We start from the raw sequence: 14,090 nt of genomic DNA on the forward strand, positions 1-14,090 counted from the left end.
CAGCATCAAACGACATCAAACGGCCCCTGCCGTGTCGATGGCCAGGGCGATGCACGTCGCGATCTCCGGCAGCCGCGCGTCCTCCAGCGCGGCGTAGCCGAGCACCAGCGCCGGGGCCATCGTCTGCGCGTGGGCGAACTCGCGCAGTCCTTCCACGAAGACGCCCTGCTCACGTAGCGTCGCGACGAGCGCCGCCTCGTCCCCCCGAGGCGGCAGCCAGAGCACGCAGTGAAAGCCGGCGTGATCGCCGGTGATACGGCATGGCGACGGCATCCGGGCACGAAGCGTTTCGAGCAGCAGATTGCGACGTCGCAGATAAACGCTGCGCGAGGCGCGCAAATGCCGCGCAAAATCCCCCGCATCGATATAGCTCGCGAGCGCCATCTGTTCGATGAGGCTGTTCGCTCGGCCCGACGCCGAACGCAGTCCGGCGATGCGCGCGAGCAACGCCGGCGGCGCCAGCAGATAGCCGATGCGCAGCGACGGGAACAGCGTCTTGTTGAAGCTGCTGCAATGGATCACACGTGCCTGCGTGTCGATGGCCCTGAGGGCAGGCAGCGGTGCGCTGCCGTAGCTGAACTCGCTGTCGTAGTCGTCTTCGACGATCCACACGTCGCGCGCGGCGGCCCATTCGAGGAGTTGCATGCGACGATTGATCGACATCGTGGTGCCCAGCGGCGCCTGATGGGCCGGCGTCACGTAGGCGATGCCCGCACGGCCCGCGCCCGCGCGGTCGGCCGCCGCCACGACAAAGCCTTCCTCGTCGACCGGCACGCTCACGCAACGGTGCAGCGGCGCGCGGATCAGCGACGACAAATTCTTGTAGCCCGGATCTTCGAGATAGAACACGGTGGCGTCGTCCGCCAGCACCTCCGTGACGAGATCGATGGCATGGCGGATGCCTGTCGTCACGACGATCTCGGCTGCCTCGCACGCAATGCCGCGTGTCATCCTCACGTAACGGGCGATGCTCTCGCGCAGGGGCAGATAACCGCGGGGATCGGTGTCGGCGAGCAACTCGGGCGTTACCGCGCGCAACGCACGGTTCATATGCTTGCGCCACACGGGGAGCGAGAACAGGCCGGCGTCGGGCGAGCGGCCGGTCTTCGACGCGAGCGACGCGGCGTTTTCAGGTAACGGATCCGTCGTCGCAATAGCCTCGCCCGCGGCTTCCGTATCCGCGTGTGCGCTCGCCCGCGCGCGCGGCAGATCCGCCACGACTTCCGTCCCCGCGCCCACACGACTTGCCACATAGCCCTCGAGCGTCAATTGCTCGAACGCGAGTTCGACGATCCCGCGCGACACGCCCCAACGCTCGGCCAGCGTGCGCGTGGACGGCAGACGATCGCCGCGGCGCAATTCGCCGGAAACGATGCGCTCGCGGACACAGCGATAGACCCACGCCTGACGCGTCTCCTTCTCATGACGGTCCGAGAGCGGCAATTCGAGCGACTGGCTGAGGTGACGTCGGCGCATGCGGCGATGAATGGGCAGAAGGGGCGGCAGGGGCAAGGGGCGGAAGAGGCAGAAGGGACGGAAATGGGATCGCGTCGATGATCGGGCGACCGTAAACGCGCCGGCCTCAGCGAGCCCATCTCATCGGACCGACACAAAGTGGCCCAATGGCGCCGGCAACAAATGGCGCTTCGAATTATACAAGTCAGGCCTTATCCTTGATGCCACGACGTTCGCGCCGCAGGTTTCACCGCCGACGGACGTCCCCCAATCAAAATAATCAATGGAGAAATTCGATGGAGTTGACGGAGTTGGCTCGACGCGAAGCGGTCGGAGCGAAGTACAGCGTCGAAGCCATGACGCGGGCGCAGGCCCTGACATGGGAGGCGACCGAGAAAATCGCCGCCATCATTAGGCCCGGCATGCGTGAGTCGGAAGCGATTGCGGCCAGCAAAGCGCTGCTCGGCACGCTCGGTATGGACCGTATCTGGCACCCGGTGCTGATCCGCTTCGGCGAGAACACGCTGCGCACGTTCAGCGAGCGTAGCGAGAACGATCCGGTGCTCGGTGACGACGACATCTATTTCATCGACATCGGCGTGGTGTTCGGCGCGCATGAAGGCGACTGCGGCTTCACCCGCACGACCGGCGCCGATCCCGAGATGCAACGCTGTGCCGACGATGCGAAGCGCCTGTTCGACATCGTGCATGCACACTGGCGCACCGAAGGCGTGAGCGGTCAGGCGCTGTATGAATTCGCGAAAACACAGGCCGAAGCGATGGGCTGGGTGCTCAACCTCGACATCAAGGGACATCGCGTAAGCGACTTCCCGCACGCGATCTACAAAGGCGGCAAGCTCGGCGATCTGGGCGGCACACCCAACGGCGGCCTCTGGATTCTCGAGATCCAGATCGCACATCCGACGCGGGCCTTCGGCGCTTTCTACGAAGACCTGCTTATCTGAGTATCGGGGCGTCCTTAGGTGCCTCTAGGTGCCCTAATAGGTGCCCTCAGGTCGCCCGCGCCTCGTAGCAGTATCGATCGGCCATCGGCCCTCGTGTCCGGCGACTGCCGCGAGAGCCGCGGCGCTAAAGCTCAACAAATACTCAACACGCAGTTCAATCTCGCTCAACCCTGCGTATCCTGCCTGTTTATTGCGCAGTGACTCCCCTTCGTCAGCCATCTTTTCGCAAAAAGGCTACGCGCGCCACAACGTAGTGATAACGCAACATGCTCGGGTGAATTCCGAACTTTTCCCGCTGGTTCCCGTCCCGATACCCACCGTTTCGACACACAACCCCCTCCTTTCATCCGACCCCAAATCACGTCAAACGCACATCTTTCGAGGCTTGCGGGCAGTTTCGCCAATTGTCCAGAGCCACCTGATCGCGCGTCGTGGCCCGTCGTCCGGACTTTTGGCACATCTTTCCCCAATTAGCCGTTATGCGTTACCGTTCGGTGGTCGACGGATATTTCCCAAAGTACGACACACAGCAGCGGAGACGTCACCCGTAGCCGTGCCACTCGCTCGGGCACAGGCGCGAGCGTGAGCTGCCCGTCGTGCGTCCGCCGAATGCGGCATTGAAGTGACCGCAATCGAAGTTCCTTTTTATCTCGCTTACGACAAAAACCACAGAAAGACGATGAAAAACCCAACCTTCACCAAAGCGCTACTGGCGACTGCGCTGAGCTGCGCGCTGTTCAACGTTCACGCGGCATCGCTGGCACCGGTCGCCGCGGAGAACGGCATGGTCGTGACGGCCCAGCATCTCGCGTCGAAAGTCGGCGTCGATGTGCTCAAAGCCGGCGGGAATGCCGTCGATGCCGCGGTTGCCGTGGGCTACGCGCTCGCCGTGGTGTACCCGGCAGCGGGCAACATCGGCGGCGGCGGCTTCATGACGATCCAGCTCGCAGACGGCCGCAAGACCTTCCTCGACTTCCGCGAAAAGGCCCCGCTCGCCGCGACGGCCAACATGTATCTCGACAAGGACGGCAACGTCATCAAGGGCGCCTCCACCACCGGCTATCTGGCCGTAGGCGTGCCGGGCACCGTGTCGGGCATGGAGTACGCACGCAACAAGTACGGCACCAAGACGCGTCAGCAACTGCTGGCCCCGGCGATCACGCTGGCCGACAAGGGCTTCGTGCTCGATCAGGGCGACGTCGACATGCTGTGGACGTCCACCAAGGACTTCGAGAAGGATCGCGCCAACTCGGGCGCCATCTTCCTCAACAAGGGGCAGCCGTTCCAGCCGGGCGAGCGCCTCGTGCAGAAAGACCTCGCACGCACGCTCAAGCTGATCAGCGCCAAGGGCACCGACGGCTTCTACAAGGGTGAAGTCGCCGACAAGCTGGTCGCATCGATGAAGGCGGGCGGCGGCATCATCACGCAGGCCGACCTCGACCAGTATCAGACGCGCGAACTCGCGCCGGTCGAGTGCGACTATCGCGGCTATCACGTGGTGTCGGCGCCGCCCCCGAGCTCCGGCGGCGTGGTGATCTGCGAGATCATGAACATTCTCGAAGGCTACCCGATGAAGGAGCTGGGTTATCACTCGGCTCAGAGCGTGCACTACACCATCGAAGCGATGCGTCATGCGTACGTGGACCGCAACAGCTATCTGGGCGACCCGGACTTCGTGAAGAACCCGATCGCACAGTTGCTCGACAAGAACTACGCCGCCAAGATCCGCGCCGCGATCCAACCGCAGAAGGCCGGCATCTCGCAAGAGATCAAGCCGGGGGTGCCGCCGCATGAAGGCAGCAACACCACGCACTATTCGATCATCGACAAGGACGGCAACGCCGTGTCCGTCACCTATACGCTCAACGACTGGTTCGGCGCGAAGGTCATGGCCAACGGGACGGGCGTGCTGCTCAACGACGAAATGGACGACTTCACCGCCAAGGTGGGCGTGCCGAACCTGTATGGTCTGATCCAGGGTGAAGCGAACGCCATCGGCCCGGGCCGCCGTCCGCTGTCGTCGATGAGCCCGACCATCGTCACGAAGGATGGCAAGCCGGTCATGGTGGTGGGTACGCCGGGTGGCAGCCGCATCATTACGGCCACGCTGCTGACGATGCTCAACATGATCGACTACGGCATGAACCTGCAAGAAGCCGTGGACGCCCCGCGCTTCCACCAGCAATGGATGCCGGAGGCGACCAACCTCGAACCGTTCGCCCTGAGCCCGGACACGCAGAAGATTCTGGAAAGCTGGGGCCAGAAGTTCGCGGGTCCGCAACCGGCGAACCACATCGCGGCGATTCTCGTGGGCGCGCCGTCGCTCGGCGGCAAGCCGATCGGCAAGAACCGTTTCTACGGCGCGAACGATCCGCGTCGCAATACGGGTCTCGCCCTCGGGTACTGATGCGCGATCCGGTCCGGACACGTTCCGGATCACCGGCATCGCCAACGAAACGGGGCCGCAATCGCGGCCCCGTTTTTTCGTGGCTCATGTCTCACATGTCAGCGACGATGATCGACGCGGCGCGCCAGTCGTTCGCCGGCGAACTGTACGAGCGTGACCAGCGCCACGAGAATCACGATCACGTTGAACATCACGCTCGTCTCATATCGCTCGTAGCCGTAGCGTACGGCCAGATCCCCCAACCCTCCCGCGCCCACGGCACCGGCCATGGCCGATGCGCCGACCATGGCGATCACCGTCACCGTCGCGCCGCCCAGAATCGCCGGCAAGGCTTCGGGCAAGAGCACGTGCCGCACGATATGCCAGCGACGGCACCCCATCGCCCGCGCCGCTTCGACCAGGCCCGGATCGATCTCGCGCAGGCCGACCTGCGTGACGCGCGCGAAGAACGGGATGAGATGCACGGCGAGCGGCACCACGGCGGCCCACGTGCCCATCGTGGTACCGACGATCCAGCGCGTGACCGGCAGCAACGCCACTAACAGAATGATGAACGGCACCGCACGAAACAGGTTCACGACGACCGACAACGCGCGATTGAAACGGGGACGCGGCGCCAGACCGCCCGGTGCGGTGATCACCAGAACGACGGCGAGCAACATTCCCACCGCAAAGACGATGGCGCACGCGCTCGTGACCATCAGCAAGGTTTCGCCGAGCGCGCGCAGATATTTGTCGAGCATGGAATTTCCTGAACATTCAGACGGCGTGAGCTTGCCGTGTTGCGGTGTGCGGATCGTGCTGCCCCCGCGGGAGCGAACGCCCCTGCCACGCGTGTTGCAGCGGACGCAATAACGCACGCGTCGCCTCGGCCTCGGGATGCTCGAAGACGTCGCCGACCGGACCGAGTTCTGCGATGCGCCCCTGATCGAGCACCAGCACGCGGTCGCAAGCCTGATGGATGACGCCCATGTCGTGCGTGATGAGCACGACCGTCAGACCGAACTCTCGCTGCACGTCGCCGAGCAGAGCGAGAATGGCGTCGGTCGTCTCAGGATCGAGTGCGGACGTGGCTTCGTCGCACAGCAGAATTTCGGGGCGATGCACGAGTGCGCGGGCAATCCCTACGCGCTGCTTTTGCCCGCCCGAGAGCATCGCCGGATAGGCATCGGCCTTGCCCGAAAGTCCAACGAGCGAGAGCAACTCGTTCACGCGCGGTGCGATCTCCGCCCTCGGCACCCCGGCCACTCGCAGCGGTAACGCGACGTTCTCGAAAACCGTTTTCGCCGACAGCAGGTTGAAGTGCTGGAAGATCATGCCGACGCGGCGGCGCAGACCGACCAGCGCGTCTTCGTCGAGCGACGCGACGTCCACCCCCTCCACCTTGACGTGCCCCGCGCTCGGCAGCTCCAGCGCGTTGATCGTGCGCAGCAGCGTCGACTTGCCCGCCCCGCTGCGTCCGATGATGCCGAAGCTCTCACCGCGTTGCACCGCGAAGGAGATGTCTTGCAGTGCGGCGCTCGATGCCCCCGGATAGACCTTGCCGAGTGCGTCGAAGGTGATGTGGGCGACCTCGCGCGCGGCGGCCGTGGGCAGACGCGTGACGGGGGCTGCGCCGGAGTTTCGTGTCGTCATCGTTGGCTCCTCGTGGGGAATGAGTGGCATCGTCGGTCGAATGTCGAATACCGTTCGCGATCGCTACGCGGGCACCTCAGAACGCCGGGACCACCGACCCCTGATACTTCGTCTCGATGAACTTGCGCACCTCCTCCGACTGGTACGCTTTGACCAGCGGCGCGACCCACGGCGCGTTCTTGTCCTTCTCACGCACGGCGATGATGTTGACGTACGGATTGTTCTCGCGCTTTTCCACTGCAATGCCGTCGCGCGTGGCAATCAGGCCCGCCTGATAGGCGAAGCTGTTGACGATGGCCGAGGCATCGACATCCGGCAACGAACGCGCGAGCACCACCGAGGCGCTTTCGATGAACTGAAGTTTGCGCGGGTTGGCCGTCACGTCGGAGAGCGTGGCCGTGCCGGTGTACGCATCGAAGCCGTCGCGCAGCTTGATCAGGCCGTGATCGCGCAGGATCACGAGCGCGCGCGTCTGATTGCTCGGATCGTTCGGCAAGCCGATCTTGGCGCCTTCGGGCAGCGATTCGAGCGACTTGTACTTCTTCGAATAGAAAGCGATGGGCGAGATCAGCGTGTCGCCGACCGACACGAGCTTGTATCCGCGCTGCTTGATCTGATCGCGCAGAAACGGAATGTGCTGGAACGAGTTGGCGTCGAGATCGCCGTTGTTGAGGGCCTCGTTCGGGCTTGCCGTGCCGCTCACCACGATCGGTTCGACGTTCAGACCCCGCGATTTCGCAACCTTCGTCACCACTTCCCAGATCTCTTCGTCGACGCCGCCGCGCACACCGACCTTGAGCGGTTTATCCGCCGCATGGGCGCCCATCGAACCCAGCGAACCCACCGAGCCGACGGCGAATGCGATCGAGAGACTACCGAGCAGACGAAACAGTTGGCGGCGTTGCATGAAGAATTCCCCTTGATGTTGGTGTCGGTGACGCCAGTTGAGGCGAACGCACAGTTTAGGAATTTGCCTAAAGCGCTGTCCAACAACCAATGGCGTAAAGCTAATCGGCCTCGTCGTGCAGAGCTTTCGTAGGCCGAACGTTCTGCATATGTAACTTTTTGTAATACGCATTCGAGAAATTCAGGAACTCCTCATCGTCTCGCCGTCCAACAGGTTCCCACCGTAAGTTGCGTCTGCCTTCTGCGTTGCCCGTCCGGCCGCGCGGGGATGCTTTGCATGCAGACGTCAGCCGTCCACCACTTTTCTCTACGGAACCGCGCCAAGATGCCTGCCATGTGGTCCCCGCGACACCCGCTGCTCAGTCCGTCCCTGCCTCGCCTTTACCGCATGTCGCCCCGGGTGATCGCGCTTGCCCGCCTGATGATGTTCGGCGTCATCCTGCTCATTGCCGGGCTGCCGGTGAGCGACGCGCTCGCCGCCAACGCGCATCAGGCAAGTACGGGTAAGCGCAAGCACGACGCCGTCAAAAAGAAGAAACCGGCCGCAAAAAAGGCCCGGGTGGCCCCTCAGCGCAAGGCGGTGGCAAGCACGTCGCGCAAGCGCACGGCGAGCCCGTCGGCGAAATCGCGGGCGGCGCGCACCGCCAGGCAGGCTGCGCCGCCACGTCAGGCGACGACGACGAGGGCAAGGGCGACGAGGGCGACGGCGACGGCGAGGGCGGAGAAAAAACGCGCACCGACGGTGGCCAAACGCAAAGCCGTGCCGAAGGCCGCTGTCGCAGCAGCGGGAGCGGCCGGTGTGAGCGGTGCGGCGAAGGCCGGCGCCACCGCCGCGTCGGCTCAGGTCAGCACCGACGCCAAGCCGCGCTTGCTCGCGCGATGCGGGTTCACGCCCGCGTCTCGCAAGCGTCTGTTCTCCAAGGCTGTGTATATCGTCGACGAGAAGACCCGTACGCCGTTATTCGCGCTCAACGCAGATCAGGTGCGCCCCATCGCGTCGCTCTCGAAACTGATGACGGCCGTCGTCTGGCTCGATAGCGATCCCGCCATGCGCACGCGGCTTACCGTCACGAACGCCGATCTCGACACGCTCAAATTCACGCATTCGCGTCTGGCCGTGGGCTCGACGCTCTCCCGCGCGGACATGCTGCACATCTCGCTGATGGCCTCCGAGAATCGCGCCGCTGCCGCATTGAGCCGTGATTACCCGGGCGGTCGTCCTGCGTTTATCTCAGCGATGAATGCCAAGGCGCGCTTGCTGAATATGCCGAACACACGCTTCGAGAATTCCACAGGGCTGTCGCCGCGCAACGTGTCGACGGCGCGCGAACTGGCGCAGTTGGTGCGCGTATCGAACGGTTATCCGCTCATCCGCCGCTATTCCATCGATCATCAGCAACTCGTGCCCACCGGCAACGGGCAGTTGCAGTACGTCAATACGAACCGGCTGGTGCGATACGGCAAAGTCCACGCGAGCGTGCAGAAGACCGGCTTCATCAACGAGTCCGGACACAACATGGTGATGCGCGTGATGGTGCACAAGACACGCCCCGTCATCGTGACGATGCTCGGCAGCGATACGCCCGAAGGGTCGCGCATGGACGGCGTTCGCATCGCGCATTGGTTGTCGTGCTCTTTGCGGTAAGCGGCGCGCGGGAATTCGGTTCGGGCCTCGCGCCTGGAAGACTTGCCCCTCGGCGCCCGACGAGGGTCGCGGCGCTCCCCCGGTGGACGAGTTCACGCGATGGCGCGCGGAAAATGCGAGGCGCGCAGCGCTATTTGCCAGCACTGCGCGCCATCGGGTAGCACATTGGAAGGATGAAGGCGTGCGACTATCGCTTGCGTGCGTGCCAGCGCACCCACACGGCGGCGGCAAGCAGCAGCAGCGCGCCGCCGCCGATCACGGCGTCGAAGCCGTGATTGAAGGCGGTGTTGGAAATCGTTGTCAGCACGTTTGCCATCTCGGGCGACAGATGCTCGGCGACGAGCTGCGCCTCGTCGAGGCTGTCACGCACGGTGTCGGGCAACGAGGCGACTTGCGGCACGTCCATCGCACGACCGTAGACAAACGTGAGCAAGCTGCCCATGAAGGTCACACCGAGCGCGCCGCCAAGTTCGAACGACACCTCCTCCACCGACGCAGCCATGCCCGCACGCTCTGGCGGCGCGCTCTGCATGATGGTGCTCGACGCAGCCGCTATCGTTGACCCAACGCCCAGGCCGAGCATCACCAATGCCAGCGCCCACAGGACGAAATCCGCGTCGCGAAGCAAGAGATAGCCCGCCATTCCCGCGGACGACATCGTCAGCGCAATCGGCAGCAAACGGGTACTTCCCATGCGCGGCAGCAGCCGCCCGGCAATCGGACCGGCAACGAACGCCGCCAGTGACAACGGCAGTCCCCCCAATCCTGCTTCGAGCGGCGAGTACCCCATGACCAGTTGCAGGCGCTGGCTGAACACCAGTTGCATGCCGATCAATGCGGCCGCCGCCATCAGCGCTGCGGCAACGGCCCCGGCGAACACCGGGTTACGGAACAGCGTAAGGTCCAGCAACGGATGCACGCTGCGTTGCTGACGTTTGACGAAGGCCCACAGGAAGATCACGCCGACGAGCACGGCAATGCCGACCGACATCCAATCGGGCGACGTCTTGCCTGCGCTCTTGATCGCGTACGTCACGCCGATCAGACCGATCATGAAGAGCAGCGAACCGAGCCAGTCCCATGGTTGCGTTGACGTAGCACCCCGGTTCGGGATGAGCCACCAGGCAACGGGCAGCGCAATCAGCACGATCGGCACGTTGATCAGGAAGACCGACCCCCACCAGAAGTGTTCAAGCAACGCGCCACCGATGATCGGCCCGAATGCGGCGCCGCCCGAAGCGACCGACGCCCAGATACCAATAGCAAGGGCTTGCTCACGCGGATCGTCAAAGGTCAGGCGAATCAGGGAAAGCGTTGCGGGCATCATCATTGCAGCGCCAACCCCAAGGCCTCCGCGCGCGACGATCAGAATATCCGGACTCGGCGCGAAGGCGGCCGCCAGCGATGCCGCGCCGAACACGACGAGGCCCGATAGAAACAACTGCTTATGACCAAGCCGGTCCCCGAGCGTACCCATGCCGAGCAACAGACCCGATACGACAAGTGCGTAGGCGTTGACGATCCACAGCTTGGCGGAGGCCGTCGCTGCAAGATCGTGGGTCAGGCGAGGCAGTGCCGTATAGAGCACCGTCATGTCGATCACGATGAGCAACAGCGCCACCGAAACGATAGCCAGTACCCACCAACGATGCACGCCGCTGGGACGAGGGACAGGATGTGTTGAGGTAGGCAGACTGGACATCGGAAAGCTCCTTTCCTTACGGTTGGCGGGTGCCGCTTCCGTCTGGAATTCACCATCGGATGGACGCACGCACATGGTTGCGAGGGAACAACCGCATCATCTATCAATAAATCGATTGATAAAAGTTAGATTCCATCTGAAAAGCAGATGATTATGGTGGATGTTCGGCGTATCGCGTAGGCGGGACGGGGATGCCGGCGATTTGCGGCTTGAAAGGGTCAGGTTCGGTTCGAATTCGAACGGTCGTTCTATCGCGCCCGTCAAGACTGGCGGTGCACCACGTGGGCGCATACAATCTGCGCCACATTCCCATTGGGCGAAAAATCCCCCTATTCGTACATGGCATCTCATCCGACCCGAATTCCCGACGCCGTCTCGCTCCCCGAGTTGACGGTGCGCGGCATGATCCTCGGCGCGCTGATCACCGTGGTGTTCACCGCCTCCAACGTATATCTCGGCCTCAAAGTCGGCCTCACCTTTTCGTCTTCGATTCCTGCTGCCGTCATTTCGATGGCGGTATTGCGTGCGCTGCGGGGCGGCAACATCCTCGAGAACAACATGGTGCAGACGCAGGCGTCTGCGGCCGGCACGCTCTCATCGATCATCTTCGTGCTGCCGGGTCTGCTGATGATCGGGCATTGGCAGGGTTTCCCGTTCGGCCTGACGCTTGCCATCTGCGCGTCGGGCGGCATTCTGGGGGTGTTGTTCACCATCCCGTTGCGACGCGCCATGGTCGTCGACAGCGAACTGCCCTATCCCGAAGGCGTGGCGGCGGCGGAAATTTTGCGCGTCGGCAGTGAGGGAGACGAAGGGACGCCCTCGTCTGGCAAGAACGCCTCCGGTAACGAAGCCAGCGGCGTGCGGGAGATTGCGTTCGGGGGTGTCGTATCGGCGCTGTTCGCGTTCGCGACGGCTGGACTGAAGGTATTGGGCGAGAGCATTACCGCGTGGATTCCCGCCGGCGCCGCCGTCTTCCGTCTGACGACGGGTTTCTCGCTTGCATTGATCGGCGCCGGATACCTCATCGGCATCGTGTCGGGACTGGCGATTCTGCTCGGCGTGGTGCTGACGTGGGGTATCGCGGTGCCGGTGCTGACAGCCGTCACACCGAATCCCGACGGCGTAGCGATGGCTGCGTTTGCCAACGGGCTTTGGCAGCACAAGGTGCGCTTTATCGGCGCCGGGGTCATTGGCGTGGCAGCGGTCTGGACGCTGATTACCCTGGCGAAGCCGATGGTCGATGGCGTGAAGACGTCGTTTGCGGCCCTGGGCAAATCTCGCGGTGCACGTGGCAAGGCAGAGGCGCCGGGACGCACGGAGCAGGATTTGTCGCCGTACTGGGTGATCGGGCTGACACTGGTGTGCGTGGCTGTCTGGGTGGTGACGTTCGGCGTCTTTCTCGCGGACGCCCCGCTCTCGTTCGGCGGCATTGCGACGCTGGTCGTTTGCAGCGTGGTGTTCGCCGTCGTCTTCGGTTTTCTGGTCGCCGCCGCTTGCGGCTACATGGCCGGGCTTGTAGGGTCGTCCGCCAGTCCGATTTCGGGCATCGGGATTGTGGCAGTGGTGCTCGTCTCGCTGCTCATTCTGAGCGTCAGTCAGGCCAGCGGGTTGCTTGACACGGGGGCCGGCAGCAAGCTTGCGATTGCATTGGCGCTGTTCACAACGGCGGCCGTGATCGCCATCGCGACGATCTCGAACGACAACCTTCAGGACTTGAAGACGGGTTGGCTGGTCGGTGCGACGCCATGGCGTCAGCAGGTCGCGTTGCTCGTCGGTTGCGTGGTGGGTGCGGCGGTGATCCCGCCGGTGCTGAACCTGCTCTATAACGCTTACGGCTTTACGGATGCGTTGCCGCGTCCGGGAATGGATCCGTCGCAAGCATTGTCGGCGCCGCAGGCAATTCTGATGACGGCGATTGCCAAGGGCATCTTCACGCACCAGCTCGACTGGTCGATGTTGGGAATCGGCGCGGTGCTCGGTCTCACGTTGATTGCCATCGATGCCGTGTTGGCCAAGCGCGGTGGTGTTGCGCGGGTACCGGTCATTGCCGTGGGTATTGGTATCTATTTGCCACCGACGATCGGGTCGGTGCTGGTAATCGGTGCGCTGCTGGGATGGATTGCGCAGCGTGTATTGAAAGCACGTGCGAAGGCGAAGGGTGAGGACTATGGTCCATACGCGGAAGCGTCGGAGCGACGTGGCGTGTTGCTGGCGTCTGGCCTGATCGTGGGCGAGAGCCTAGTGGGTGTCGCGATGGCGATGGTCGTCGGCTTTACCGGCTCGGACGCCCCGCTCGCGCTTGTCGGCAGCAGTTTCGCCTCGACGTCCGAATGGCTCGCGCTGATCGTTTTCGCCGGTATCTGCGTAGTCATCGTGCATAGGGTCCTGGCCACTGCGCGCTAACGACTTTGCAGCACCGACGACCGACGTCGTCGGCTAGCTGCTTAGCTGTTTCAGTGGTCTCTACGAGTCGTTGCCCAGCAAGTTGAAGGCATCGGCTCGTATATCCCTCGTATCTCCCTGCCCCTCAATCACAAGACGATTACCGCGCTATCCGCAAGTTGGTAGCCGCATCCTTGAAGGCGTTGTCCCACAACGAGTCATTCGTCCCAATCCCCTGGAATCGCCGTTATCCCTGCGGGTCATTATCGACTTGCTGGTTGCCATCGGCTCGAAACGCCTAAGCCGCTGCGATCGTTTCAATTGCCGCAGTACTCTTGAGCGCTGTTGACTTGGTCAAATGGGGCGGCCGCTGCTGTGTGGCCATCGCGATTCGGTGATGGCGTCAGGTCACGATGCTCAGCCCCCCCGTGATCTCGTCAATTGCGCAGCACATCACGAGCAATGTCGATTCGATGGTGCGAGGTGACCACCACCAGATCCTTGATCGCGTTTTCACAAAGCTGACAGAGATGCGATCACTTGATCGAGAACATCCCGTTGCAGAGGCGCCGCCAGGACAGCACGCGTTTGAGCGAAGCAAACTCGAATCTCGTGGCATCGGAACCGGGGAAGTTCTCCGCGTGTCGGCCCCATCGAAGCTGACGCATTCGATCTGCCTGCTTCAATGACTTCGTTTTGATACACCGGAGAAGATATGCAGTACAAACTACCTATTTGTGCATTTGTCTTAAGTGTTTCCAGCACGGTACACGCAGAGAGTTCAGCACCGCCCTTGACCATTGAGGCCAATCAGACGAAAAGCGTCGCAGAAAATACGGTGCTAGCCGCGGGCCAGGTAGTGATTAAGGCGGGAGCCACAGAAATCCGAACCGACAAGGCAAGGATTGTCACCGGGGTGACATGCCCCCTTCAATCGGGCCAATGGGCTTCTAGCAAAGTCCCTTTAAACCAACTCCTGGAAAGCGGTAGGAG

At 63.0% G+C, this 14,090-nt stretch carries 10 protein-coding genes; 5 read left to right on the forward strand and 5 right to left on the reverse strand.

Annotated features, from left to right (window positions below; genetic code table 11):
• Window positions 1-15: 15 nt before the first annotated feature.
• Complete coding sequence (gene pdxR, locus PAN31108_RS12750) at window positions 16-1,476, reverse strand: MocR-like pyridoxine biosynthesis transcription factor PdxR (RefSeq protein WP_150669200.1); 1,461 nt, start codon at window positions 1,474-1,476, stop codon at window positions 16-18.
• A 275-nt stretch (window positions 1,477-1,751) separates the two neighbouring features.
• On the opposite strand from pdxR, the gene PAN31108_RS12755 reads away from it, so the two are divergent.
• Both PAN31108_RS12755 and ggt read left to right on the forward strand, forming a co-directional pair.
• The gene (locus PAN31108_RS12755; RefSeq protein ID WP_150669201.1) at window positions 1,752-2,420 is read left to right on the forward strand and encodes a M24 family metallopeptidase; all 669 of its coding nucleotides are present in this window, start codon (window positions 1,752-1,754) and stop codon (window positions 2,418-2,420) included.
• A gap of 784 nt (window positions 2,421-3,204) precedes the next feature.
• Entirely contained in the window at window positions 3,205-4,827 is a 1,623-nt protein-coding gene (ggt, locus tag PAN31108_RS12760) for a gamma-glutamyltransferase (RefSeq protein WP_246183933.1), read from the forward strand.
• Window positions 4,828-4,925: 98 nt separating this feature from the next.
• Here ggt and PAN31108_RS12765 read toward each other — a convergent pair whose 3' ends face one another.
• The 3 genes from PAN31108_RS12765 to PAN31108_RS12775 form a co-directional block, all read right to left on the reverse strand.
• Window positions 4,926-5,570, reverse strand: a complete 645-nt coding sequence (locus PAN31108_RS12765; RefSeq protein WP_150669203.1) for a methionine ABC transporter permease — start codon at window positions 5,568-5,570, stop codon at window positions 4,926-4,928.
• A 16-nt stretch (window positions 5,571-5,586) separates the two neighbouring features.
• Window positions 5,587-6,462: a methionine ABC transporter ATP-binding protein gene (locus PAN31108_RS12770; protein WP_150669204.1), complete on the reverse strand. Its 876-nt coding sequence runs from the start codon at window positions 6,460-6,462 to the stop codon at window positions 5,587-5,589.
• Between the two features lie 76 nt (window positions 6,463-6,538).
• Complete coding sequence (locus tag PAN31108_RS12775) at window positions 6,539-7,369, reverse strand: MetQ/NlpA family ABC transporter substrate-binding protein (protein WP_150669205.1); 831 nt, start codon at window positions 7,367-7,369, stop codon at window positions 6,539-6,541.
• A 333-nt stretch (window positions 7,370-7,702) separates the two neighbouring features.
• Here PAN31108_RS12775 and PAN31108_RS26765 point away from each other — a divergent pair, with 333 nt between their 5' ends.
• Window positions 7,703-9,013 (forward strand): serine hydrolase, encoded by a 1,311-nt coding sequence (locus PAN31108_RS26765; protein ID WP_246183926.1) that lies wholly within the window; start codon window positions 7,703-7,705, stop codon window positions 9,011-9,013.
• 187 nt (window positions 9,014-9,200) lie between these two features.
• Here the strand turns inward: PAN31108_RS26765 and PAN31108_RS12785 are convergent, their stop codons facing one another.
• Window positions 9,201-10,715, reverse strand: a complete 1,515-nt coding sequence (locus PAN31108_RS12785; RefSeq protein WP_150669206.1) for an MFS transporter — start codon at window positions 10,713-10,715, stop codon at window positions 9,201-9,203.
• A gap of 339 nt (window positions 10,716-11,054) precedes the next feature.
• Here PAN31108_RS12785 and PAN31108_RS12790 point away from each other — a divergent pair, with 339 nt between their 5' ends.
• Together PAN31108_RS12790 and PAN31108_RS26600 are read left to right on the forward strand one after the other, a co-directional pair.
• Window positions 11,055-13,118 carry an OPT family oligopeptide transporter gene (locus PAN31108_RS12790; protein ID WP_150669207.1) on the forward strand — a complete coding sequence of 688 codons (2,064 nt, stop codon included), beginning with the start codon at window positions 11,055-11,057 and terminating at the stop codon, window positions 13,116-13,118.
• Between the two features lie 694 nt (window positions 13,119-13,812).
• Window positions 13,813-14,090: hypothetical protein (locus PAN31108_RS26600; RefSeq protein WP_217426303.1), on the forward strand; the 278-nt coding region annotated here is incomplete at its 3' end.

The organism is Pandoraea anhela (assembly GCF_902459655.1).
GTDB classification, from domain to species: domain Bacteria; phylum Pseudomonadota; class Gammaproteobacteria; order Burkholderiales; family Burkholderiaceae; genus Pandoraea; species Pandoraea anhela.